The following is a 24,804-nucleotide window of genomic DNA, read 5'->3' as shown; positions in this document are numbered from 1 at the left end:
TGCATTTAGTAACTCGACTTATTATTTTCAATCACGGTATTTTTGAAATGGGCTAAACGATTATCCAGTGCGCTGGTGTAAAGCATCGTATCAACGCCAACCGCGACAAAATTCGCACCCCATGCAATTGCACGTTCCGCCATCGCAGTATTCACTGCCAAAAATCCGGCGGCTTTTCCTGCCCGGCGAATACGTTTAATACTCTGTTCAATTATCCGTTGCACGTCAGGATGATCGGCATTATCGGGATAGCCCAATGAGGCAGAAAGATCCGCTGGACCGATAAATATGCCATCCACGCCCTCCACTTCCAGCAACGCATCCAGATTATCAATCGCCGTTTTGCTTTCGGCCTGAATCAGCAAACACAGCTCGTCATTGGCGCGCGCCATGTAATTTTCCACGCGCCCCCAACGTGCCGCGCGCGCGACGGCGGCACCGACACCACGCGTGCCGTAAGGGGGATAGCGCGTCGCCTGCACCAATGCTTGCGCCTGCTCGGCGGTATCGATCATCGGCACCAGCAAGGTACGCGCGCCGATATCCAGCACTTGTTTGATTAACGCTGTTTGGTACTCCACCGGACGAATCACCGGTTGGCTACGATACGGCGCAATCGCCTGCAACTGGTGATAGAGATCCTGCACGGTGTTTGGTGCATGTTCACCATCGATCAACAACCAGTCGTAGCCGCTGGTGGCGGCAATCTCGGCCATATACGACGATGTGCTGCTGAGCCACAAACCAATCTGCGTTTCACCTTGTGCCAATCCGGCCTTGAAGGGATTTTTTAACGGATCTTGCATACATGCTCCTTGTTTAGTGGCTGGCCTGCTGTGATTGTGGCAACGGGCGATCCACTTTCAGGCTAAGAATAATCAGCGAGCCAACGGCGGCGATCAGCGCCAACGCCAGTAATCCCGCGCTGCTGCTATTAAATTGCATCTCGGCATTAACGCGAATCAGCGGCGCCAGGAAGCCGCCCACAGCGCCAAACAAATTGACGAAGCCAATGCCCGCCGCCAGCGCAGTGCCGGAAAGCAGTTGCGTCGGCATGGTCCAGAACACCGGCTGCACGGCAATAAAACCTACAGCGGCAACGCTCAATGCGATGATGGCAAACAGCGGCGCGACTAAACCGGAAAGGCCAATGCCCACTGCCGCCGCCAGCAAGGTGAAGGCTGCCACCCGACGTCGCTCACCCGTGCGATCGGAATAGCGCGGAATCAGCCAGGTGCCAAACAGCGCAGCCACCCACGGTATCGCCGCCACCAGCGAAGCGAGAAAACCCACTTTGGTGCCGAGCAGCGCCGCGACTTGCGAAGGCAGGAAGAAAATCAGGCCGTAGACCGCAATCTGAATGGTCATGTAGATGATGGCGAGCTGCCAGACCCGGCTGTTGCGCAGTGCATCACGCAAATGCGCAGTAGGTTTTTGCTGCTCTTCACTTTCCAGCTGACGTTGCAGCGCCTGCTTCTCCTCTGGGCTGAGGAAACGCGCTTTGGCTGGCGTATCGTCGATGTAGCTGAAAGTGAAAACACCCGCCGCCACCGCTAACAATCCTTCAATGATAAACATCCAGAACCAGCCAGGATGTCCCAGCACACCATGCATTTCCAGCAACGCGCCAGAAAGTGGCGAACCCAGCGTCAATGCCAGCGGCGCGCCCATATAAAACAGCCCCATGACGCTGGCGCGCTGCTGTTGCGGGAACCACAGCGAGGTCAAATAGATCATGCCCGGAAAGAAACCCGCTTCAGCCGCACCGAGCAAGGTGCGCACCAGCAGAAATTTGGCTTCGGTGTCGGCAAACGCCATCGCTGCCGAGAGAAAACCCCACAATAATGTGGTGCCGCCAATCCAACTGCGCGCACCGAAACGCCGCATTAGCAAATTAGCCGGCACGCCCAGCAACGCGTACACCACAAAGAAAATCCCGGCTCCCAGCGCATAGGCTTCATTACTCAAGCCGGTATCCAGTTGATAGGCTTCTTTGGCAAAACCAATGTTGGCGCGGTCGAGAAACGCCAACACGTAGAGCATCAACATGAAGGGAATAAGACGTGCGCGGTTCTTTTTTACTGCACTTAGCACCAGTGTATTCATCGGAACAGCCCTCACAATGGGCTGCGACGCAACGCCGCAGCCGAGGCGATTAGTGTTGATACGGACGTTTCAAGCCTTCGCGATTCAATTCCACGCCGAAGCCCGGTTTATCCAGCACCGATTTGTGCATGCGGCCGTTTACTGGCACCGGCTCATTAATCAGCAGCGGATCAAACTGCGGACGCAGCGTGCTGCAATCCGGACTGGTCATCAGGAATTCGCTGAATGGCGTGTTGGTGAAAGTGATCACCGCATGATGCGAATACACCGACGATCCGTGCGGCACCACCAATTGACCGCGCGATTTCGCCAGCGCCGCCACCTCAACCAAGGTGGTTAAGCCGCCGCACCAACCGACATCCGGCTGCAAAATATCGATGCCGGTTTCCGCCAGCGTGCGGAACGATTGCAGCGTGCCGTGGTGCTCACCGCTGGTGATCAACATGCCTTGCGGCGCCTGGCGTTTCAGTTGTGCATAGCCTTCAAATTGCTGCGGCGGCAAGCACTCTTCCAGCCATTTGACGTTATACGGTGCGCAAGCGTGCGCCAGTTTGGTGGCAAAGTTCACGTCCTGGCTCATCCAGCAATCCAGCATCAGCCAGAAATCCGGGCCGCAGGTTTCGCGATAATGCGCGATGCGCGCCACCTCTTTACGGATACCTTCATCGCCGTCGTGCGGTCCCCACTGCACCGCCATTTTTCCGCCGATAAAGCCCATTTTCTGTGCCAGATCGGGCCGCGCGCCGGTAGCGTAAAACTGCAATTCATCGCGCACCGCGCCACCTAAAAGTTTGTACACCGGCAAATTGGTAACCTTGCCGAACAGATCCCATAGCGCGAGATCGACGCACGAAATGGTGTTCATCACCAAGCCGCCGGAACCGGCGTAATACATGGTGGCGTTAATCATCTGGTCGTGAATCAGTTTGATATCGCTAACGCAGCGACCTTCAAGAAAACGATTCAGGTGTTTTTCGACAATAAAGCAGCCCATTTCGCCGCCGGTAGTGATGGCGAAGCCGGTTTGACCGTTATCGGCCTCCACTTCAACAATCAACGTACCTAACACGTTGATGCCAAAGGATTGACGGGACTGTTCGTATTGTTTGTATTTGCTCATTGGCGTGGCGACATGATCGTCAATCCAGTGGTTATCACCTTGATCGTGATAATCGCCGCCTGCCGCCGCTTTATAGGCGGTGGCACCACCAGCAAAGTAGGCGCGGACTGTTTTAATTTTTGGTAGGGACATGGTCTTCTCCTGTTACGAGGCCTGTTTTTCTGCCGGGCTACGCCAGCCCAGCAGTCGGGAAATGTCGCGGGCGCAGGCAATCGCCTGGCCTGCAAGGTAATCGCGTTTGTCGTCATCAATTTCGAGCCGCGTGCCCACCAGCGAAATTGCCGCAACCAACTGCTCACGCGCATTGAAAATCGGCGCCGCCACGCAGCGCACATCGGGATAATCTTCGCCGTTATCAAAGCTCCAGCCCTGACGGCGAATGCGCGCCAGCTCAGTGCGCAACGCATCGGCACTGGTTAGCGAGGTGGGCGTTACCGCGACAAAACGCATCTCTTTGATGATGCGCTCCTGCTCTTCCGGACGTTGCCAGGCGAGCAGGCATTTACCAATGCCTGAGCGATACAGCGAAAGGCTTTTGCCTTCGTGCGAGCGCACGCTGATAGTGGCGGCAGATTCGAGTTTGAGGATGTAGCAGGCATGGCCACCATCCAAAATGCCAAGATGGCACAGCAAATTGGTTTGCTGCATTAAACGGGTCAGGCGCGGACGGGCGATATCGCGTATATCCATGTGCTGCAACGCATGGCCGGCAAATTCCACCAGCCGCGTCCACAGGCAGTAATTGTTATTGCGATCAATGGTGATTAGGCGCTGCTTCTTCAGCTCAGCGAACAGCAGATAAGCACTGCTTTTCGGCAACGCCAGCGCTTCAATGATTTCGGCCGGGCTGCACGGCCCTTGCTGCGCAATAAACTCGAGAATCGCGATGGCACGCGTCAGTGCGGGAACAGGCGTAACTTCCAACATGCTGGACTCCAGTCTGATGATCTGGAGGGCAGTGTTGGTGTTTTAGTCGTTGATAAGTGTGCGCCGCATCAAATTACGCACGCTCGCAGCGGTTTGCAGGCGGTGCGTGTGCGGGAATGTGAATCGCGCCGCGCGCCAGGTACAGCCGATTGTACTCAGCACACATGACGGTTTTTTCAGGAGAAGATTTATTCGCTAGGTTCGACCACGAAAGGTTTTGCGATATTGCAGCGGGGAGGTGTTGAGCTGCTTCTTGAAATGGCGGCGCAGCATCAAGGGAGAGGAGAATCCGGCTTTCTCGGCAATCAACTCCACCGGCTGATCGGTTTTCTCCAGAAAACGCTGCGCTAACGCCAGTCGCTGATTCACCAACCAGTCGCTGAAACAGCTGCCGGTGGTCTGATTGAAGCGACGGGTGAAACTGCGGCGGCTCATGAGCGCTTTATCCGCCAACTGTTCCAGCGTTAGCGCGTGCTGTAAATTCTCTGTCGCCCAGCTTAATGCCGACATAAAGCGATCGTTACCGGCAGATTGATAAACCGGCTGCTCAATATATTGCGCCTGTCCGCCCTGACGGTGCGGCGGTACCACCAGCATGCGCGCCACGCTATTGGCAACATCCACGCCACACTGTTCGCGCACTAAATGCAGGCAGCAATCAATACTCGCTGCGGTGCCCGCCGAGGTGACAATCTGTCCTTCATCGATATACAGCACATCGCGGTCAATCGCCACGTCGGGATAAAGTCGTTCGAAATCCGCCATCCAGCGCCAGTGGGTGGTCGCGCGTCGCTGGCTGAGCAATCCCGCAGCGCCCAATACAAAAGCACCGAGACACAGGCCAACCACTTGCGCGCCGCGTTGTACCGCCTGCTGCAAAGCGAGCAGCAATTCCGCCGGTGGCTGTAAGTCTGGATCGCTCCAGCTTGGAACCACCACCATATCCACTTCCGCCAACTGCATCAGGCTATGTTCGGCAACAATTGAAAAACCACTGTTGGTTTTTAACGGTCCGGGATGGGTGGCACAGATAAACAGCTGATAGCACAGCAATCCATCATCGTGCGCCGCTTTTTCAAATACCGCACAAGGCACCGAAAGATGGAACGGGATGATGTCGTCAAACACCACAACGCCCACTTTAATCGGCGCAGCAGTGTGCGACGCTTTTGGCGCAAATTGAACGTTATTTGTCATCCGCTGTACTCCTTCACTCACGACGAAATCACCATAATGCACCACATCGGAGGCAAGTCAGGCCTCTCAAGCCAAACACTCATTTAAGGATTATTAGTTATGAACAACATTTTAACCTCAAGCGCGCCAACCATTCGCACCATGAGCGGCGCGACGGCTACCCAAACACTGACGGCTAAAGAAACTGCGGTCATCGTGATTGATATTCAGAACGAATATTTTGCTGACGGAAAAATGCCGATTCCCGATGGCATGAAAGCGTTGAACAATAGCAAACGCATCGTCGAATTCGCTCACCAACACAACATGCCCGTTTTCTTTGTGCAGCATTTAGGTGATGCCGATGGCCCATTGTTTGCCAAAGGCAGCCGTTTTGCTGAATTCCATCAAGACATGCAACCTGGCAGCAACGACCGCGTGATCAGCAAAGCAACACCGAGTTCGTTTGTTGGCACTAACCTACAACAGCAGTTGGATGCGCAGGGCATTAAGCAACTGATCGTCACCGGCTTGATGACCCATATGTGTGTGTCATCTACCACACGCGATGCGGTGCCATTAGGCTATGCGGTGATCGTCCCGGAAGATGCCACTGCCACACGCGATCTCGCTACCTGGGACAACAACGTGGTTGATCACAATGTGTTGCAGCAAGCGGCGCTGGCGGCAATGGCAGATGTGTTTGCCGAAATTAAAACCACCAACGACGTATTGGCATTACCGGTTCGCTAATTATTGAACCGGTTTGCCCGGCAACAATTTCTCTGACATCACACGGCGGCAGGCCAAACTTTCCTCACGGGCCTGCTGCTGCTGTTCCGGTGATAAATCCTGCCACACCGTTTGCAAATGATCGGCTAAACCGCTTTGAAAATGGATTTTCTGCAATGCGTAATCGGAATTGCTGCCTTCAATGATCTGCTGCATATCGTGCGATGTGTTACCGCGTCCATCGTGCGTCAGCGTGCAGAACATCGCGATGTAATAGCCTTTGTCCTCATCGCTGTAATGCGGCATCAGCCACCACACAACGGCACTGGCAACAATCAGCAATGGCAGGAGAAATTTGATTTTTAACATACGTCGATTCACCAACTGGAAAGTAAAAGCGTGGCGATAGTAGCAGATTGGGCGCGCGTGACACATTCGGCATCAGTGATCCAGAATTAAACGATGACCTTACATAAATGCCTAATTCGTTGTGAGCGAATGCAAAAATTTGATATTTAGCCGTAAAAACAAGACGAGTCTTGAAAGTCGCGTTAGGTACACCGCTATAAGTTGCTCATTCCGCAGCCACCTAATCCGACGAGAGACTATGAAACCGACTCCGCTGGCGCTGGTTTTTGGCGCACTGTGTAGTGAGCCCGTGTATGCCAAACAAGCTCAGTCTACTTCTGACATCCCTTACCCACCTTCCAGCCTGTTACTGCAACCCCCTGACGATCCCCTTAGCGCCGCTTTGCAGGGAAATACACACGACCATTCGCTAATGCAAACCGTAAGACAAGCCGCCGCCAACGGCATTAAAAACCTCGGTAAATCACTGGCACGTAGCGAGTGGTATGACGATTTCAATCCTGCCGCCCAGCGATCGCCGTTGTTATTGGCGGATCGACGGCCTCACCTTTTCTGGTATTACCGGCTGCAAAACTCAATGATCGCCAGTCTGCCTGATGATGAGCTTGATCCTGCCTTAGATGGAGGTTTACCGGCGGAGCCACCGCAACCGAAGAAACCACAAATTGCCAGTTATGCTGCGCTGCCGGGCACGCTGTTTAGTGTCAGTGACAATTTGCAGGCAAGTTTCATCCAGCATGCCCAACTGGCTGGCAAAGATGGCCGGCCGAATTTGTTTATTTCGGGTTATCAGGTGCAGGAACACTATCAAGGCAAAACTCCACGCGAGAACAGTGAAAGTCGCTATCGAGGCTGGCAGATAGGCGCGCGCTGGACGCTGGCAGGCAATGAACAGCGCCAATTGGCTCTCAGTTTGGGGATCAATAAAGGCCAGTTAACGCTGGTGCCGAAAACGGAAGATGGCCGCAGCAGCAGTCGCTTCGACACGCAAGGCGTCAATGCCATGCTGAGCTGGCAACAACCCACCGGTTTGCAATTGTCTGTGCCGTTCGGCGTGAACCACTATCGTGGTCGCATCAGCACCGACAAGTCAGGCGAAGTGGCGCAGATGCAAGCCATTGGCGGCAATATCGGGCTAGACGGCGGTTGGCGCTGGTCGCACGGCGCACATGCCTTTACGCCAGTAGCCGGCGTAATGGCGCAATGGCTGAATATCGACGATATCCGCGATCAGGATGGCCTGCATGCTCGTTATCAACAGCAAACACAGCGGCAACTCTCCGGCGGCTTCAAATATGACTTTACGCCAACCGATACGCTGGCATTAGGAATGGAGGTGCGTTACATCGAGCGCGCTAACAGCGCGGGCAGCGTCAACGTGGGGAATGAAGGTGAATTCAGTACCGCTCGCAGCGGAAATAGCCTGCGTTACAGCGGTTATATCGATTGGCAACTGACAGAAAATCTGTCGCTAAATTCCCAGCTTAAAAAGCAGCAGCGGTTGGGACACGAAGGCGTCAGCAATTGGCAGGCACAACTTGGGGTACAGATCGCCTTCTGATTGCGGTGAAAGCTTACAGCGCCTGCGCACACGCCCAGGCGGAACTCCACGCCCATTGGAAGTTGTAGCCGCCCAACCAACCGGTGACATCCACCACTTCGCCGATGAAGAATAAGCCCGGCACATCGCGCGCTTCCATAGTTTTTGAGGACAGCTGGGTGGTATCGACGCCGCCCAGCGTCACTTCGGCGGTACGATAGCCTTCGGTGCCATTTGGCTGCACGCGCCATTGATGGAGTGTGTTGACCAGTTCGTTTTGCTGCTTACTGTTCAATTGCTTAAGCGTCACATCCGGAATCTGCTTCAGCTCCTGCAATACTTCCACCAAACGCTTCGGCAGAATCTTCGCCAGGCTGTTTTTCAGGCTGAGATTCGGATGCGCATCACGCTGCACATTAATAAAGTCATCCAGCGAAGTGGCTGGAGACAAATCAATGGTGACGAATTCACCCGGCTGCCAATAGCTGGAGATTTGCAGCACCGCTGGGCCAGATAAGCCGCGATGGGTAAATAGCATCGCTTCTTTAAATATGGTGCCGTCCTGCGCGGTAATGGTGGTGGGCAGCGCCACGCCAGACAACGTATTGAGCTGCTCCAGCAGCGGTTTGTGCAGCGTGAACGGCACTAACGCCGCGCGCGTCGGGAACACCTTCAGGCCGAACTGCTCCGCCACTTTGTAGCCGAACGGCGTAGCACCGAGTCCCGGCATCGAAAGTCCGCCACTGGCGATCACCAGTTTTTCCGCCTGCACGGACGTGCCATTAAGCTGCAAAGTGTAGCCGCTGTCATCACGCTCAACGCTCAGCACTTCACTGCGCAAGCGCATGCTGACCTGCCCGGCTTCGCACTCTTTCAGCAGCAAATCGACAATCTGCTGCGCTGAGTCATCACAGAACAGTTGTCCGAGGGTTTTCTCGTGGTAAGCGATGCCGTGGCGATTAACCAGATCGATGAAATCCCACTGGGTGTAACGCGCCAGCGCGGATTTACAGAAATGCGGATTGTGCGACAGATAGGTCGCAGGTTCGGTATGCATATTGGTGAAATTGCAGCGGCCGCCGCCTGACATCAATATCTTGCGTCCGGCCTTTTTGCCGTTATCCAGCAGCAATACGCGACGGCCCAATTGCCCTGCCTGCGCCGCGCAGAACATGCCGGCCGCGCCTGCACCAATAATGATAACGTCAAACTTTTCCACTGCGATAACCCAACTTGCCCGAAAGGCGCTGATTGTAGAGATCTGCGGCATTTAACGCTAGCGTCAAAAAAATGCCGCAAATATGTCATATTGTAACTACCTAATTTATAGGGGTTTTAAGGGTAATCCTCTGTGTTAATTACAATTTTAAGTCAAGTTGCAGCTATATTTTCCTTTCACATCGCGCACGTTGTCGCAGATAATGCGCCGCGTTCATGTCCTCCAAAAATGGCGTAACGTTTATGCTACATCTGTTTGCTGGTCTCGACCTCAGTACCAGCCTGTTACTGATTCTTGCTCTGCTGTTTGTATTGTTTTATGAAGCAATCAACGGTTTCCACGACACTGCTAACGCGGTCGCTACTGTCATTTATACCCGTGCGATGCGGGCGCAACTGGCGGTTGTCATGGCGGGTGTTTTCAATTTCTTAGGTGTTTTGCTAGGTGGATTGAGCGTGGCGTACGCCATCGTTCACATGCTTCCGACCGATTTGCTATTAAATGTCGGTTCGGCCCACGGTTTAGCGATGGTGTTCTCCATGCTGCTGGCCGCGATAATCTGGAACCTCGGTACCTGGTATTTAGGCTTGCCGGCCTCCAGTTCTCACACATTGATTGGTGCAATCATCGGTATTGGTCTGACCAACGCCCTGATGAGCGGCACCTCGGTGGTTGACGCGCTCAACTTGCCGAAAGTCATCAATATCTTTATGTCATTGATTCTTTCGCCGATTGTTGGTCTGGTGATTGCGGGCGGGTTGATTTTTATCCTGCGTCGCTACTGGAGCGGAACCACTAAACGTTCACGCATCCACATGACGCCAGCCGATCGCGAAAAGATTGATGGTAAGAAAAAACCACCATTCTGGACACGCATCGCCCTGATCGTTTCCGCGATTGGCGTGAGCTATTCACACGGCGCTAATGATGGTCAGAAAGGCATTGGCCTGATTATGCTGGTGTTGATTGGCGTAGCGCCGGCGGGGTTTGTGGTTAACCTGAGTGCCTCTGGTTATGACATCACCCGCACGCGCGACGCGGTGAACCATCTGGAGCAGTATTACCAGCAGCATAACGAGTCGCTGACGCACATGATGCAACTCGCACCGCCGGTGGTGCCAACGCCGGAAGAATCGGTCGGTGGCCCGCATGAGTTCCATTGCGATAGCGGTCGCGCATTGCAAGCCATCGATCGTGCGCAACTGCTGCTGAACAATCTGCAAAGCTACGATCAGCTAACCGTTGATCAACGCAGCCAGATGCGTCGCTTGCTGCTGTGCGTCTCCGATACCGTGGATAAAGTGGCTAAGCTGCCGGAAACCAGCGCGGAAGATAAGCGCTTCCTCAACAAGCTGAAGACGGATTTGCTGGGTACCGTTGAATACGCACCAATCTGGATTATCGTGGCTGTCGCGCTGGCGCTGGGCATCGGTACCATGATTGGCTGGCGTCGTGTCGCTACCACTATCGGTGAGAAGATCGGTAAGAAAGGCATGACCTATGCGCAAGGTATGTCCGCGCAAGTCACCGCTGCGGTATCAATTGGTATCGCTAGCTACACCGGCATGCCGGTTTCCACCACGCACATTCTGTCTTCATCCGTCGCCGGTACCATGCTGGTTGATGGCGGTGGATTGCAGAGCCGCACCATCAAAAATATCGCCATGGCGTGGGTGTTCACCCTGCCGGTGTGTATTTTGCTGTCGGGTTCGCTGTACTGGATTGCATTGAAACTGATTTAATCCAGCCGAAGAAAATAAAGAGGGCGACAGCGATGTCGCCCTTTTTTATTGCCAGATTGCCATCGCAATCAAACTCACCACCACCAAAAAGCACAGCCCGCTGGTCAGCACAAACTGCCCGCGCACCCGTTCGCAGCGGCGAATGAACTCTTCGTCATGATGATCCTGATAACGCTTATCCCAAATATAACGTACCAGCCGTACCTGTTTGCTCGGCTGCCCGTGCGAGGTGAAGAAACCCGCGCCATCAACATATTGATATAACAGTGGATCGCAACCGCGCAAAACGGCCAAAAGTGAGCGCAGAGAAGAGAAGTAGCGCGCCATATTCACCAGACAAACCACACACAGAGCCCAAAAAAGCGCGATAGTGCTGATCATGTTCCCCTCCCGGCTGGAACCGCAACGACGTCAAACGCAGCGGGGAATTGCTGTAGACGCCGGACGGCAAATAAACCAGCCACTGAATGTTTTCGATTGCATTGTTGTTATGCGAACCTGAGTGCGCGACTCATACGGCAGTGGCACTTATTTTCAGTGTAGGAGATCTGTTCAATTTTTTTCCAGCGATGATTTTCGTTCACCGCGAGTGAAAAAGCCGATAACGCTTGATCTTCCTCACATGCGAACTTCTGCTTGCAGCATTTGTTAACAACTCTGGCTATACTCAGGACATAACAATAGCCACCTGCACGGCTGAAAACAGGGTTGGTGGCGCTTCATCGCCGTTACGCGCAAAGGACAACGCCGACCAAGAAAGCAGGAAGGTTGCCCCCGAATCTTGAGAAAGGAGTTTTATCATGGCTTATAAACACATCCTGATTGCAGTAGACCTTTCCCCGGAAAGTCAGTTATTGGTTGATAAAGCCGTTTCGCTGGCACGTCCATACGACGCTAAAATCTCGCTGATCCACGTTGATGTGAACTATTCAGACCTCTACACCGGGCTGATTGACGTCAATTTGGGGGATATGCAGAAGCGCATTTCTGAAGAGACGCACACCGCGCTGAAAGAGCTCTCCGTCAATGCCGGTTATCCAATCAGTGAAACCCTGAGCGGCAGCGGCGATCTCGGCCAGGTGCTGGTGGATGCGATTAAGAAATATGATGTGGATTTGGTGGTGTGCGGCCACCATCAGGATTTCTGGAGCAAGCTGATGTCTTCAGCACGTCAGTTGATCAACACCGTGCATATCGACATGTTGATCGTGCCACTGCGCGATGAAGATGACGAATAAGTCATCTTGAACGTAAGGTCGCCATTCATGGCGACCTTGTTCATTTCGGCACGATCTACGCCAACGGCGGATAAATATCAAACCGGTGGCTTTTGGTCACCACCGCATCGGGTGTCGCAATACCCGCTAACGGCGGCGCGTAATCCGGACGCTTCACCACAATGCGCTTTTTCGCCAGCCGACGCGCCGGTTCCAGCAATGCATCAGCATCCTCATCCGGCCCCACCAGCGACTGAAACACCCGCATCTCCTTCTTCACCATTGCGCTTTTTTGCCGGTGCGGATACATCGGATCGAGATACACCACATCCGGCGCGGGGGTGATATCGCTTAGTGCTTGCTGACTCACCACGTGCAATAACGTTAAGCGATCGCGCAGCCAGCCGCCGATTTCGACATCCTCATAACCACGACGCAAACCGTCTTCCAGCAGCGCCGCGACCACCGGATGACGCTCCAGCATGCGCACACGACAACCCAACGCCGCCAGCACAAACGCATCACGGCCCAAACCGGCGGTGGCATCGATCACATCCGGCAGATAACCGCCTTTGATGCCCACGGCTTTTGCCACCGCTTCGCCGCGACCGCCACCAAATTTGCGCCGATGCGCCATTGCGCCAGACACGAAATCGACAAAAATGCCGCCCAGTTTTGGTTCATCCAGCTTGCGCAATTCGAGATGTTGCGGCGTGAGCACCAGCGCCATCGTCGCCTCAGCGTCCGTTTCTAAACCCCAGCGCTGTGCCAAATGTAATAAGGCGCCGTCTCCGGCGCCTGTTTCGTCAACTAAACCGATTTTCACTACAGGCTTATCCCTGAATTCCGTAATGTTCCAGCATCGCATCGAGCTGCGGTTCACGGCCTCGGAAGCGTTTGAACAGCTCCATGGGCTCTTCAGAACCGCCGCGCGTCAGGATGTTATCGAGGAACGATTGACCAGTTTGACGATTGAAAATGCCCTCTTCTTCGAAACGCGAATAGGCATCCGCCGCCAGCACATCGGCCCACAGATAGCTGTAATAACCTGCGGCGTAACCGCCAGCAAACACGTGGCTGAAGGCGTGCGGGAAGCGGCCCCATTCCGGGCTTGGCACCACGGCAACCTGCTTCTTCACTTCGCGCAGGGTTTCGAGGATTTGCGCGCCTTTAGCGGGATCGAATTCAGTATGCATACGGAAATCGAACAGGCCGAACTCCAGCTGACGCAGAATAAACAGCGCCGCCTGATAGTTTTTCGCCGCCAGCATTTTATCCAGCAGATCCTTCGGCAACGGCTCGCCCGTTTCGAAATGTCCGGAGATGAACGCCAGCGCTTCCGGCTCCCAGCACCAGTTTTCCATAAACTGGCTTGGCAGTTCGACCGCATCCCACGGCACACCGCTGATGCCCGACACGCCCGGCGTTTCGATGCGCGTCAGCATATGATGCAAACCGTGGCCGAATTCGTGGAACAGGGTGATCACTTCATCGTGAGTAAACAGCGCCGGTTTGCCTTGCAGCGGACGGTTAAAGTTACAGGTGAGATACGCCACCGGCTTCTGCAAACTGCCGTCAGCTTTACGCATCTGGCCAACGCAATCATCCATCCACGCGCCGCCGCGTTTGTGTTCACGCGCATACAGGTCGAGATAGAAGCTGCCGCGCAGTTCGCCACTTTCGTCGAACAGGTCGAAGAAACGCACGTCAGGATGATAAACATCGACGTCTTTGCGCTCTTTAGCCGTGATGCCGTAAATACGTTTCACCACTTCAAACAAACCACTCACCGCACGCGCTTCCGGGAAGTACGGACGCAGTTGCTCGTCGCTGATGGTGTAAAGATGCTGCTTCTGTTTTTCGCCGTAGTAAGTCAGATCCCACGGATTCATCTCGTCAACGCCGTGCTCTTTTTTGGCGAAGGCACGCAGTTGCGCCAGCTCTTTTTCGCCTTGCGGACGGGCGCGTTTCGCCAGATCGGTCAGGAAGTCGATCACCTGCGCCGGGTTTTCCGCCATTTTGGTCGCCAGCGATTTATCGGCGTAGGAATCAAAGCCTAACAGCTGAGCGAATTCGTGGCGCAGCGCGAGCTCTTCCGCCATTACCGGGCCGTTATCCCACTTACCGGCATTCGGGCCTTGATCGGACGCGCGCGTTGAATAGGCGCGATACAGTTCTTCACGCAGCGCGGCGTTGTCGCAGTAGGTCATTACCGGCAGATAGCTCGGAATATCCAGCGTCAGCAGCCAGCCTTGTTGCTCTTTAGCTTCGGCCTGTGCTTTTGCTGCGGCCATTGCGCTTTCCGGCATGCCCGCCAATTCTGCTTCATCGGTAATCAGCTTGCTCCAGCCCATGGTGGCGTCGAGCACGTTGTTGCTGTAGGTCGAACCGAGTTCAGACAAGCGCGCGGCGATTTCGCCATAACGCTTCTGTTTCTCTTTATCGAGGCCGATACCGGACAACTCGAAATCACGCAGGCTGTTATCCACCGCTTTCTTCTGTGCGGTATCCAGTTTGGCGTAGCTGTCGCCCTGTTTCAGATTGCGATAAGCCTGATACAACCCTTCGTGCTGGCCTACCCAGGTGCTGTATTCGGACAGCAGCGGCAGCGTTTGCTCGTAAGCTTCACGTAGTTCAGGGCTGTTTTTCACCGAGTTCAGATGGCTGACCGGTGAGAACAGACGGCCTAAACGATCGTCAACTTCGGCCAGCGGCTGCACCAGATTTTCCCATGTGTAAGGCGCGCCTTGCGCCACCGCCTGTTCAACCGCCGCGCGGCAATCGTTCAGCGCTTCGGTAACCGCAGGCACCACGTGTTCAGGTTTGATGGAAGAAAACGGCGGAAGCGAAAAAGGCGTGAGTAACGGATTGGTCATAAGCGCAGTCCTTTCTTTATGGATGGGGCGCGAGCTTTCGCGCGACGCAATTTTACTAACATGCGGCTTGAAGGCATGAAAATCAATGCTCGCACATTCCGTAGCGGCGCAATTTATTGCGCAATGCCGGAGAGGGGCAAGATGTCCAGGGTGAATAAATGCATAAGAGCGCGATGAATCGCGCCGCTACGGATGGTGCGTGAAGTCGGATTGAAGCTTAATGTGGAAAGATTACTTAACCGCCAGCTGATAATGAATCACATCATAAGGCGCCACCCACGGTGGCAGCGGCTCGCGCTCGACAATATCTTTCGCCAGCGCCCAGCCTTCTACCGCACCACCTTGTCCGGTGAGCGACATGCCATCGTGCAGCAGCGGCGGCAGATTATCATCAAACGGCACTTTGTCATCGGCAAAATCGTTGATCACTTTGCCGCCCAGCGTGCTGATTTTCACGCTCACTTCTACCTGCTGATCCGGAATCAACCTGGCTTTCACCGGTTTGACTGCAAACCAGCGCATACCGTTTTCAGCGCGCAACGTTTTACGTTTCTCAACCTGCTTATCCAATTGCGCATAGCCTTGCTCGATCAGCTTACCCATGCCTTGGTTCATCGAGGCCTGCATCTTCGCGTAGCGCTGTGACATCTCTTCACTGTCGATAGCAGAAGTGCCGGTTTTCAATTGGGTTGTCATTCCGGCGATTAACTGATCCAGGCTAATGTTGAGGCCCACATCTTTCACCATCTGCAACTGCACCACCGCATTAGTGGCGATCGATTGGCCTAACGTATAGCCATCACGTTCAGCATCAGTTTTCGGGGATGCCAGCGGCGTCATGCTGGCCGGCTGCTTTTTTGCCTGATTCAACTCATTGGTCAACGCAGAAATATTTTGCATCTGCTTGAGTTTCAAAGCTTCCTCACGGCGTTTGGCCGCATCATGCGCATCACGCAATTGCTGATTTAACTTTTCAAAATCTGCCGCGTGCTGAAGTTTCAGCTTCTCTTCATTGCGTTTAACTGCTTCCTGCGCCTGACTCAACTGTTCACTGAGTTGCGCTGCGTGTTGTGCTTGCTGCTGTTTTTCTGCGTTCAGCGATGCCAGTTTTTTATCGCTTTCACTTTGTTTCGCTTGCAGTAAATCAGCTGTCTTTTGCGACTCGCTCAACTTTTGATTTTGCTGCTCAGCCGCTTGCAACGCCTGCGTTAGCTGGTCCACTTCTTGTTCCAGCCGTTTTTTCTCTGCTTGCAGTGCCGCGAGTTGCTCATCATGATCGGCAGGCTTCACCGCCACGACATCTTTGACTTTTTGCTGTGCGACTTTCAGCTCTTGCGCCATTGTATTCAGGTGCTGCGTTTGTTGATGATTCTCTGCTTCTAATGCCGTTAGCTTTTTCTTGCTCTCTTTCAGCGATTCCTGCGACGAACCACGATTTGCCTCGGCCTGGTGTTTTTCTAACTGTTTGACGCGTGCGCGCAAGCGTTCAAGTTCGGCTTGTTCGGCAGATTTTTTGGCAGGTTGAGGTTTAGCCACTTCCGCGGGAATAAAAGGTTTGGCGCTCGATGCCTCACCGAATGCGCGCAGCATCGCATCGTCAGATGCCGCCTGTGCCAAAACCGGCATGAGCGCTACAGTGATAAAAAGAATCCGTGGCAGATAACGTAATGTCACCTTAGCCTCCCGGTGCGGCATCAAGAAAACACAAGGCTTCATCATTATCTTCAAGATAAAGATGAAGCCCAACCACAGCGCAAGGTAATTGCGCTGTTAATACTTTTAATTGGTATTACGCGAGTTAACCGGCTTGACGAATAATCAGCTGGGAAAGGCGAGTTTTAATGCGGAAGCACAGTTCGCGAATCTGGAACTGATAACGCGGCATCACCAAATCGTTAATATCCGCGCCAATTGAATCTTTGATTTGCAGATATTTATTGGTCTGCGCACCAATTTTCTGGAATTCAGCCTGATAGCTATCGAATGATGCCTGACTATACAAACGCATCGCATCCAACTCTTTACGACACTGCTGAATATTGCTGGCACGATCTTCACCGAATGAAGGTGAAGACGATTGCTCAGGCGCTGAAGCGACAAACGGTGAGCTTTGTTGCTCTGGCGCTTGCTGCGCAACTGGCTGTGGCTCAGGCGCTTGCTCAGTGACAAGGCTGTGAACAGGCTGTTGTTTCGCGCAACCGCTCAGTACCAGCAGGCTTGCCACCGCGATACCCGTCATTTTTTTCATTATTTTCACCAGGAGTTGTTAGAGATGCTTTAAGCAAAAAATTATACGGTCTTAACCGGAAAGTTTCCTGCCAGAATCTCCTGGCATTGAGCTTGAGACCGCTTGGTTTAGCGAAGACTAACTTACTTAATCTGCGGATGTAATCCGAGAAAAGAATTCTGCCGCGGAAATCTTCGCTGATAACCAGACAAGTCGCAACCCGCTAAAGCGACGAAAAGAGATGAAACTTAACTCGCTCCGCCAAAACGTCAGCAATTTTTAGCCGACGCGGCTATAATCGCGCCACATACACAGTTTTATCTCCTTTGATCCAACCGCGGACCCCCTTTCTTTATGCTGAGTTATCGCCACAGTTTTCATGCCGGCAACCATGCCGACGTGCTCAAACACACCGTTGAAAGCCTGATCCTCACCGCTTTGATGGAGAAGGAAAAACCTTTCCTTTATCTGGATACGCACGCCGGTGCTGGACGTTATCTGCTGAGCGGTGAGCACGCCGAGCGTACCGGAGAATATCTGGAAGGCATCGGCCGCATTTGGCAGCAGCCAGATGTGCCAGAGCTGCTCAAGCCGTATCTCTCGGCGGTGCGTAACCTCAATCCGCACGGCACGCTGAAGTATTATCCTGGCTCGCCGCTGATCGCGCGTTTCCTGTTGCGTGAAGACGACAAGATGGAAATGACCGAGCTGCACTCCAGCGATTACCCGCTGCTGCGCACCGAGTTCAGCAAAGACGATCGCGCACGCGTGTCGCGTGGTGATGGCTACCAGCAATTGAAAGCGAAGTTGCCGCCGCTGAGCCGTCGCGGCCTGATTCTGATCGATCCGCCGTATGAGATGAAAAGCGATTATCAGGATGTGGTGAAAGGCATCAAAGAAGGTCACAAACGTTTTGGTACCGGCGTATTCGCGCTGTGGTATCCAGTGGTGATGCGCCAGCAGATCAAGCATATGATTAAAGATCTGCAAGCCACCAACATCCGCAACATTCTGCAAATCGAGCTGGCGGTACGTCCAGACAGCGATCAGCGTGGCATGACGGCATCCGGTATGATCGTGATTAACCCGCCGTGGAAACTGAAAGCGCAGATGGAAGAGTTGCTGCCGTGGCTGCATAAAAAGCTGGTGCCAGCCGGAACCGGTCACTTCAGCGTTACCCAGATCGTGCCTGAATAAGTTCGCTCTGCGCGCTGCCAGCCAAATAGGACAATTATCATGTGGATCATTCTGGCTGGCGCGCTAACTGCGCTGTCGCCGGCCAAACGTCTCTCCGTTTTACTGCTTACGCTCGCCACCATTCTCGGTTTATTTGAGGATGTGGTGAACTGGCCAGCGATGACGCTGCTGGGCGTGATCGCCGTTATCGCCTGGGTGCGCGTCGAAAATCCAGCCCGCTGGATGCAGATCATCACCGAAGTGGCGCTGGTCGCCATCGCTATCGGTCTGTTCCTGCATTTCTTCCCCGGTTTCAACAACCCGCGTCAGGTGCAAGATGTACAAGCCGGGCCGCTCAGCACGCCGTTTAGCTTCTCGTACAATTTCGATAAAGCACTGATTCCGTTTGTGTTGCTCATCTGCTTGCCGACGCTATTCCGTGCTCGCGCCGCGCCGCCGCGCTACAAGATTCTGTGGTTAGCCTTGCTGGCGGCGATCCCGCTGCTGCTGACTATCGCGGTGCAATTGGGTGGTTTGGCGGTTGAGCTGCATTGGCCAGAATGGCTGGGCAGTTTTATGTTGGCGAATCTGTTCTTTGTGTCGCTGGCGGAAGAAGCGTTCTTTCGGGGTTATCTGCAACAGCGCCTGCGCCAGAAAGGCGGCGTGGTGGCGGCGCTGCTGCTGACATCGTTACTGTTTGGCGTGTCGCATTTTCCCGGCGGTCCAATGCTGATGGTGTTCGCCACCTTGGCCGGATTGATTTACGGTTTGGCATGGCAGTGGAGCGGCCGCTTGTGGGTCGCTACCGGCATGCATTTCCTGTTCAACATGACGCATCTGCTGTTCTTCACCTATCCGGCGCTCCAGCACTAAATCTCGAACACCGCAAAATCGTGTGCCAGTTCGGTAGCCGCAAACACCGACTGGCACTCTGCCAGCAATCTTTCCCGATCGTGCGACACATAACGCGAGCTGAAATGCGTGGCAATCATGCGTTTCGCGCCTGACTTTTTGGCCACTTCGGCCGCCTGAATCGTGGTTGAATGACCCCGTCCATTCGCTTTCTCCACCAGCGCCGCTTCCAGCGTGGTTTCGTGCACCATCACATCGGCATTGGCCGCCAGTTGCAGCGCTACCTCGGTTGGCGCGGTATCGCCAAAAATCGCCAACACTTTGCCTTTGGTGGCCGGGCCGAGATAATCCGCGCCATTAATTTCACGACCATCTTCGAGCCGCACGCGTTTGCCGGCTTTCAAATCCTGATACCACGGACCACGCGGCACACCTTCAGCTTTCAAACGCGGCGCATCAAGGAAGCCCGGTTTGTCATGCTGCTCAATGCGATAGCCGTAACACTCGATCATGTGGTTCAACGGCCACGCTGTGACGCGGAATTCGCCGTCATCCAGCACCAAACCGGCTTCAATCTCGACAATCTCCAGCGGATAGCTGGTGTACGAGCCACTTAAACTCAGCGCGGTTTCGATAAACTGGCGAATGCCTTTGGGGCCAAATACCGTCAGCGGCTCCAGCAAACCGGCCATTGAGCGGCTGGTGAGCAATCCTGGCAGCCCAAAGATGTGGTCGCCGTGCAGATGGGTGATGAAGATTTTCTCCAGCTTGCTCGGTTTGAGCGCCGAACGCATGTATTGGTGTTGCGTCGCTTCGCCGCAATCGAACAGCCAGGTTTCGCCGCGTTTCGATCGCGTGAACGCAATGGCGGTAACGTTACGTTGCAGGCTGGGCGCACCGCCGCCGGTGCCAAGAAAAGTCAGATGCATAATATTCATCCCTGTAAACGGAACCTGAATTTGACCCTATCATAAACATAGGCGCAATCTTTGCGTGCCTCGCGCTGCTAGCGTTAAACTCTATGCCAATTTTCCTCCCACAGATGGAACATAACGGATGACCAGACATTATGACTACCTCGCCATCGGCGGCGGCAGCGGCGGAATCGCCTCGATTAACCGTGCGGCGATGCACGGTCAGAAGTGCGCGTTAATTGAAGCCAAAGAGCTGGGCGGCACCTGCGTCAACGTTGGCTGCGTACCGAAAAAGGTGATGTGGCATGCGGCGCAAATCGCCGAAGCCATTCATCTTTATGGCCCGGATTATGGCTTCGACACCACGGTAAACCACTTTGATTGGTCGATTCTGGTGAAAAACCGCAGCGCCTACATCGACCGTATTCACACCTCGTACGACAACGTGCTGGGCAAGAACAAGGTTGATGTGATCAAAGGCTTCGCGCGTTTTGTCGATGCCAACACCGTGGAAGTGAACGGTGAAACCATCACCGCCGACCACATCCTGATCGCCACCGGCGGCCGTCCAAGCCATCCAAAGGTGCCGGGCGCAGAATACGGCATCGACTCCGACGGTTTCTTCGAGCTGGATACGCTGCCAAAACGTGTGGCGGTGGTTGGCGCGGGTTATATCGCGGTTGAACTGGCTGGCGTGGTCAATGCGCTGGGCGCGGAAACGCACCTGTTTGTGCGTAAACATGCGCCGTTGCGCAGCTTCGATCCGCTGATCGTCGAAACATTAGTGGAAGTGATGCAGGCAGAAGGTCCAACGCTGCATACCGAATCGATTCCAAAAGCTGTGATTAAAAACGCCGACGGCAGTCTGACGCTGCAACTGGAAAGTGGTCACGAGCAAACCGTGGATTGCCTGGTGTGGGCGATTGGCCGTGAACCAGCGACCGACAATCTCAATCTGGCGGCCAGCGGCGTGGCGTTGAACGAGAAAGGGTATATCAACGTCGATAAGTTCCAGAACACCAGCGTCAAAGGCATTTACGCGGTCGGCGATAACACTGGCGCGGTAGAATTAACGCCGGTTGCCGTGGCGGCAGGTCGTCGTCTCTCCGAGCGTCTGTTCAACAACAAACCCGACGAGCATCTGGATTACAGCAACGTGCCCACCGTGGTGTTCAGCCATCCGCCGATTGGCACCGTTGGCCTCACCGAACCGCAGGCGCGCGAACAGTACGGCGACGATCAGGTGAAAGTTTACAAATCGTCCTTCACAGCGATGTACACCGCCGTGACGCAACATCGCCAGCCATGCCGCATGAAGTTGGTGTGTGTTGGAGCGGAAGAGAAGATTGTCGGCATTCACGGCATCGGCAATGGCATGGACGAGATGCTGCAAGGCTTCGCGGTGGCGCTGAAAATGGGTGCGACCAAAAAAGACTTTGATAATACCGTGGCGATTCACCCAACGGCTTCGGAAGAGTTCGTTACTATGCGTTAATATTTCCTAATGGAAATTAAAAACCAGCCATTTATTTATCTGGCTGGTTTTTTTATGTCTGCAATTTATATCCCGCTTTCTTCACTACTCAATAATTCGCGCACAGGATAAGATTTATTTCTTTGCAGCTCAGAGCTAATAGGTCGCCAAAAATGACGCCCCTACAAAACCGAGTCGAACAATCGTAGGGTCGCCATTTTTGGCGACTTTGTGGCATATGCGTGCAGTTTTATTTTTTCGGGGAGAACGGTGTGAACAGAGGTCGCAAGCGGGCATGAATATCATCAATATTATTATGTCCGCAGGGAAATCATCGGTAGATGTCGCGTTATATACGTTAATTCCAATTATGGTGGTGATGTTATTCATCATGAAATATTTGGAAGTGAAAGGCGTATTAGATTTTGTGGTTCGGCATACCACACCGTTATTAAAACCATTTGGTATTACTGGATTGGCATTTTTCGCCATGATTCAGCTTAATTTCGTCAGTTTCGCCGCCCCGCTGGCGGCGCTAGCAATCATGGAAAAGCGTGGCACCTCCGATCGTCATATGGCGGCGACGCTAGCGATGCTGTTTGCCATGGGCCAGGCGAGCACCTTTTATCCGCTGATTCCGGCGGGATTGCACTGGAGCACCGCACTGATTATTTCCGTATGCGGCGGCGTGATGGCGGCGGCAGCCACCTACCACCTGTTTGGCCGCAAACTCTCCGACAAAGCGTTGCTCAACGAAGATGAAGCCGTCACCACCAACGAAAGCAAAATGGGGCTGATTGGTATTATTAATAGCGCCGGTTCCGATGCGATTCGTTTGGCGATGGGTTCGCTGCCGATGCTAATCATCTCGCTGTCGGTGGTTGGCATTTTGAAGGAAGCAGGCGGCATTGAAATGTTAACGCGCCTGGTTTCGCCGCTGCTGGATAAACTCAATATATCCGAAGTCTATATCCTTCCAGCGCTGACCAAATGTCTGGCGGGCGGCACCGCCTATTACGGCGTGGTGGCAGGATTGGTGGAGAAAGGTTTGTACAGCGCCCACAACATCAATGCATCAGCGGGATTACTGATTCAGACCTTCGATCTGCCCGGCATTGGTATTTACCTTGGTTTGTCGAGCCGCTTCCCGCGTCTGTTCCGCTTTGCCGTGCCCGGCATTTTAGTCGGCATCGCACTTCGCGCTGCGGTGCATAGTTTGTTGTATTGAATCTGGCAGAGAGAGGTCACCATAAATGGCGACCCTACAACGGTGCCGTGTATTTTCGTAGGGTGCGCATTTATGCGCACCGTAAAAATTACACATCTGTGCCAAATGCCACATCGCGCTGTGCCCGCAACTCCGCCAAACGTTGCTCCAGCGCGGCTTCAATATGATTATACGCGGTGCTGCCCAGCGCCAGACGCAGCGGCATCGCGGCTTGATCCAGCGTAGTAATCATCGCTGTCACGCACTTCCCAGCATCACCGGCAATGGTGAAATCGCCGGATAAAATCGCACGACGCAACTGGCCTGCGGCATTGTCCTGATACTCCGCCAGCGCCGGCGCCACATCCAAACTCGCGCCGAAATTGGTGGCAGTTGGGCCTGGCTCAACTAACAGGAAATCAATGCCGAAACTGGCGACTTCCTGGCGCACCGCTTCGACAAAGCCTTCAATGCCCCATTTGCTGGCGTGGTACAGACTAAAGTTGGGATACGCTACCTGCCCGCCTTCCGAAGAAATCTGCGCGATGCGCCCGCCGCCCTGCTGACGCAGCAACGGAATCACCGCACGAATCAACTGAATCGAACCAGTCAGATTGGTGGCGATCTGGCGATCAATCTGCGCATCGCTCAACTCTTCCGCCGCGCCAAATAAGCCATACGCGGCATTGCTCACTACCACATCAATGCGATCAACCGTGGCAAAGGCTTGCGCAATGGTCGGCGCGATATTGGCGGTTTGCGCCAGATCCAGCATGATGACCTGCAACTGCCCGCCATAAGTCTGCTGCAAATCGGCCATCGCTTGTTCACGGCGTACCGTTGCCACTACACGATCACCGCGTGCCAGTAAACGTTCACTCATCAAACGGCCCAGCCCGCTGCTGGCTCCGGTAATTAACCAGGTTTTCATCTTAAGTTCCTCATGTTGAAAACCTGATGGTAGATCGCTTTACTGGTGGTGATAATCTACGCAATCACGCATGACCTGGTGAGGAAAAACCACCAATGAAACGCCCTTCCTGGCACGAACTGCAAGCCATCAAAACGCTGGGCGAGCAGCGCAGCTTTCGTCGCGCCGCTGAACTGCTTGGCTTAAAGCGTTCATCGCTGAGTCATTTAGTCAAAACGCTGGAGCACAATCTCGGCGTGCAACTGTTCCAGCGCACCACACGTAGCGTGTCGCTGACCGAGGCCGGACAGCAACTGCTGGATCGGCTGTCGCCCTTGCTCAATCAGATGGACGATGTGCTGCACGACATCTCCGCCAGCCGCCATCAGCATTACGGCACGCTGCGTATTAGCGCCAGCGATGCGGTGATTGGTGTGTTGCTGGATAAGGTGGTGGCGGAGTTCAGCGCGCGCTATCCGGATATTCAACTCGATTTCGCTGCGCAAGGTGCGTTGGTGGATATCACCGCCACCGGATTTGATGCAGGCATTCGGCTGATTGAAGATGTGCCGCAGGATATGGTGGCGATTGCATTGGGCGGCCCGCTGACTTTTGTCACCGTGGCATCACCCGCTTATCTGGCGCAACATCCAGCGGTGAACCATCCGCACGATTTACTGCAACAGCAGTGCATTCGCCATCGTTTACCCAGTGGCAAACGCTATCAATGGGAATATGCGCAGGCAGCGCAAAGCTATGAAATTGACGTACCGGGCATCATCACGTTGGATAATAACGCGCTGATGGCACAAGCAGCGAGCACCGGTTTGGGCATTGCTTATGTGCCGTCGCTGTATGTCGAGCAGGCGTTGAGCAGCGGCCAGCTGGTAGAATTGCTGGCCGATTGGCGGGTGCAATCGGCGGGGATTGCCTTGTGGTTCCCGCCAAATCGCCATCAATCAGTGGCGCTGCGGCTGTTTATCGAAGCGTTGAAAACCAGCCTGCCGCGCCCTGGATGAA

The 24,804-nt window shown here is 54.0% G+C and carries 23 protein-coding genes; 9 read left to right on the top strand and 14 right to left on the bottom strand.

Features of this window, described 5'->3' with window-relative positions; translation table 11 throughout:
* Nucleotides 1-5: 5 nt before the first annotated feature.
* The 5 genes from yfaU to ACPUC7_RS19470 all read right to left on the bottom strand — a co-directional run bounded on the left by yfaU (nt 6) and on the right by ACPUC7_RS19470 (nt 5,350).
* Nucleotides 6-806, bottom strand: coding sequence for a 2-keto-3-deoxy-L-rhamnonate aldolase (yfaU, locus tag ACPUC7_RS19490; RefSeq protein WP_494924133.1), 801 nt, complete (start codon nt 804-806; stop codon nt 6-8).
* 13 nt (nt 807-819) lie between these two features.
* Entirely contained in the window at nt 820-2,106 is a 1,287-nt protein-coding gene (locus ACPUC7_RS19485) for an MFS transporter (RefSeq protein ID WP_494924132.1), read from the bottom strand.
* A gap of 49 nt (nt 2,107-2,155) precedes the next feature.
* Complete coding sequence (gene rhmD, locus ACPUC7_RS19480) at nt 2,156-3,358, bottom strand: L-rhamnonate dehydratase (protein WP_494924131.1); 1,203 nt, start codon at nt 3,356-3,358, stop codon at nt 2,156-2,158.
* Between the two features lie 12 nt (nt 3,359-3,370).
* Nucleotides 3,371-4,153, bottom strand: a complete 783-nt coding sequence (locus ACPUC7_RS19475) for an IclR family transcriptional regulator (RefSeq protein WP_494924130.1) — start codon at nt 4,151-4,153, stop codon at nt 3,371-3,373.
* A gap of 195 nt (nt 4,154-4,348) precedes the next feature.
* Nucleotides 4,349-5,350, bottom strand: a complete 1,002-nt coding sequence (locus ACPUC7_RS19470) for a GlxA family transcriptional regulator (RefSeq protein ID WP_494924129.1) — start codon at nt 5,348-5,350, stop codon at nt 4,349-4,351.
* A 99-nt stretch (nt 5,351-5,449) separates the two neighbouring features.
* Here ACPUC7_RS19470 and ACPUC7_RS19465 point away from each other — a divergent pair, with 99 nt between their 5' ends.
* Nucleotides 5,450-6,082: a cysteine hydrolase family protein gene (locus tag ACPUC7_RS19465; protein ID WP_494924128.1), complete on the top strand. Its 633-nt coding sequence runs from the start codon at nt 5,450-5,452 to the stop codon at nt 6,080-6,082.
* On the opposite strand, the gene ACPUC7_RS19460 is transcribed toward ACPUC7_RS19465, so the two are convergent.
* Nucleotides 6,083-6,430 carry a hypothetical protein gene (locus ACPUC7_RS19460; RefSeq protein WP_494924127.1) on the bottom strand — a complete coding sequence of 116 codons (348 nt, stop codon included), beginning with the start codon at nt 6,428-6,430 and terminating at the stop codon, nt 6,083-6,085.
* Between the two features lie 238 nt (nt 6,431-6,668).
* Here ACPUC7_RS19460 and ACPUC7_RS19455 point away from each other — a divergent pair, with 238 nt between their 5' ends.
* Complete coding sequence (locus ACPUC7_RS19455) at nt 6,669-7,991, top strand: autotransporter outer membrane beta-barrel domain-containing protein (RefSeq protein WP_494924126.1); 1,323 nt, start codon at nt 6,669-6,671, stop codon at nt 7,989-7,991.
* A gap of 13 nt (nt 7,992-8,004) precedes the next feature.
* Here the strand turns inward: ACPUC7_RS19455 and ACPUC7_RS19450 are convergent, their stop codons facing one another.
* Nucleotides 8,005-9,189 (bottom strand): BaiN/RdsA family NAD(P)/FAD-dependent oxidoreductase, encoded by a 1,185-nt coding sequence (locus ACPUC7_RS19450; protein ID WP_494924125.1) that lies wholly within the window; start codon nt 9,187-9,189, stop codon nt 8,005-8,007.
* A gap of 242 nt (nt 9,190-9,431) precedes the next feature.
* Between ACPUC7_RS19450 and pitA the strand changes: the two genes are divergently transcribed.
* Nucleotides 9,432-10,931: an inorganic phosphate transporter PitA gene (gene pitA / locus ACPUC7_RS19445; RefSeq protein WP_343551743.1), complete on the top strand. Its 1,500-nt coding sequence runs from the start codon at nt 9,432-9,434 to the stop codon at nt 10,929-10,931.
* A gap of 45 nt (nt 10,932-10,976) precedes the next feature.
* On the opposite strand, the gene uspB is transcribed toward pitA, so the two are convergent.
* Entirely contained in the window at nt 10,977-11,312 is a 336-nt protein-coding gene (uspB, locus tag ACPUC7_RS19440; protein WP_343551650.1) for a universal stress protein UspB, read from the bottom strand.
* A gap of 419 nt (nt 11,313-11,731) precedes the next feature.
* On the opposite strand from uspB, the gene uspA reads away from it, so the two are divergent.
* The gene (gene uspA / locus ACPUC7_RS19435; protein ID WP_343551652.1) at nt 11,732-12,169 is read left to right on the top strand and encodes a universal stress protein UspA; all 438 of its coding nucleotides are present in this window, start codon (nt 11,732-11,734) and stop codon (nt 12,167-12,169) included.
* 55 nt (nt 12,170-12,224) lie between these two features.
* On the opposite strand, the gene rsmJ is transcribed toward uspA, so the two are convergent.
* The 4 genes from rsmJ to ACPUC7_RS19415 form a co-directional block, all read right to left on the bottom strand.
* A complete protein-coding gene (gene rsmJ / locus ACPUC7_RS19430; RefSeq protein WP_494924124.1) occupies nt 12,225-12,974 on the bottom strand; it encodes a 16S rRNA (guanine(1516)-N(2))-methyltransferase RsmJ in 750 nt (249 codons plus the stop codon).
* Between the two features lie 7 nt (nt 12,975-12,981).
* Nucleotides 12,982-15,024 (bottom strand): oligopeptidase A, encoded by a 2,043-nt coding sequence (gene prlC / locus ACPUC7_RS19425; protein WP_494924123.1) that lies wholly within the window; start codon nt 15,022-15,024, stop codon nt 12,982-12,984.
* A 231-nt stretch (nt 15,025-15,255) separates the two neighbouring features.
* On the bottom strand, nt 15,256-16,698 hold the full coding sequence (locus ACPUC7_RS19420) for a hypothetical protein (protein ID WP_494924122.1): 1,443 nt from the start codon (nt 16,696-16,698) through the stop codon (nt 15,256-15,258).
* A gap of 124 nt (nt 16,699-16,822) precedes the next feature.
* Nucleotides 16,823-17,272 (bottom strand): YuaE family lipoprotein, encoded by a 450-nt coding sequence (locus ACPUC7_RS19415; RefSeq protein WP_494924121.1) that lies wholly within the window; start codon nt 17,270-17,272, stop codon nt 16,823-16,825.
* 333 nt (nt 17,273-17,605) lie between these two features.
* On the opposite strand from ACPUC7_RS19415, the gene ACPUC7_RS19410 reads away from it, so the two are divergent.
* The gene (locus ACPUC7_RS19410; protein ID WP_343551657.1) at nt 17,606-18,448 is read left to right on the top strand and encodes a 23S rRNA (adenine(2030)-N(6))-methyltransferase RlmJ; all 843 of its coding nucleotides are present in this window, start codon (nt 17,606-17,608) and stop codon (nt 18,446-18,448) included.
* Nucleotides 18,449-18,487: 39 nt separating this feature from the next.
* On the top strand, nt 18,488-19,300 hold the full coding sequence (locus tag ACPUC7_RS19405; protein WP_494924120.1) for a CPBP family intramembrane glutamic endopeptidase: 813 nt from the start codon (nt 18,488-18,490) through the stop codon (nt 19,298-19,300).
* On the opposite strand, the gene rnz is transcribed toward ACPUC7_RS19405, so the two are convergent.
* Nucleotides 19,297-20,208 carry a ribonuclease Z gene (rnz, locus tag ACPUC7_RS19400; RefSeq protein ID WP_343551659.1) on the bottom strand — a complete coding sequence of 304 codons (912 nt, stop codon included), beginning with the start codon at nt 20,206-20,208 and terminating at the stop codon, nt 19,297-19,299. The genes ACPUC7_RS19405 and rnz overlap by 4 nt on opposite strands.
* Nucleotides 20,209-20,335: 127 nt before the next feature.
* Between rnz and gorA the strand changes: the two genes are divergently transcribed.
* Both gorA and ACPUC7_RS19390 read left to right on the top strand, forming a co-directional pair.
* On the top strand, nt 20,336-21,688 hold the full coding sequence (gene gorA / locus ACPUC7_RS19395; RefSeq protein ID WP_494924119.1) for a glutathione-disulfide reductase: 1,353 nt from the start codon (nt 20,336-20,338) through the stop codon (nt 21,686-21,688).
* A 274-nt stretch (nt 21,689-21,962) separates the two neighbouring features.
* Nucleotides 21,963-22,895, top strand: a complete 933-nt coding sequence (locus ACPUC7_RS19390) for a nucleoside recognition domain-containing protein (protein ID WP_494924118.1) — start codon at nt 21,963-21,965, stop codon at nt 22,893-22,895.
* A gap of 88 nt (nt 22,896-22,983) precedes the next feature.
* Here the strand turns inward: ACPUC7_RS19390 and ACPUC7_RS19385 are convergent, their stop codons facing one another.
* A complete protein-coding gene (locus ACPUC7_RS19385; RefSeq protein WP_494924117.1) occupies nt 22,984-23,805 on the bottom strand; it encodes an SDR family oxidoreductase in 822 nt (273 codons plus the stop codon).
* Between the two features lie 95 nt (nt 23,806-23,900).
* On the opposite strand from ACPUC7_RS19385, the gene ACPUC7_RS19380 reads away from it, so the two are divergent.
* Nucleotides 23,901-24,803, top strand: coding sequence for a LysR family transcriptional regulator (locus ACPUC7_RS19380; protein WP_494924116.1), 903 nt, complete (start codon nt 23,901-23,903; stop codon nt 24,801-24,803).
* Nucleotide 24,804: the final 1 nt, after the last annotated feature.

The organism is Pantoea sp. CFCC18179 (assembly GCF_059412405.1).
The sequence above is the reverse complement of the archived record's forward strand: the minus strand, read 5'-3'. Positions and strand labels throughout refer to the sequence as shown.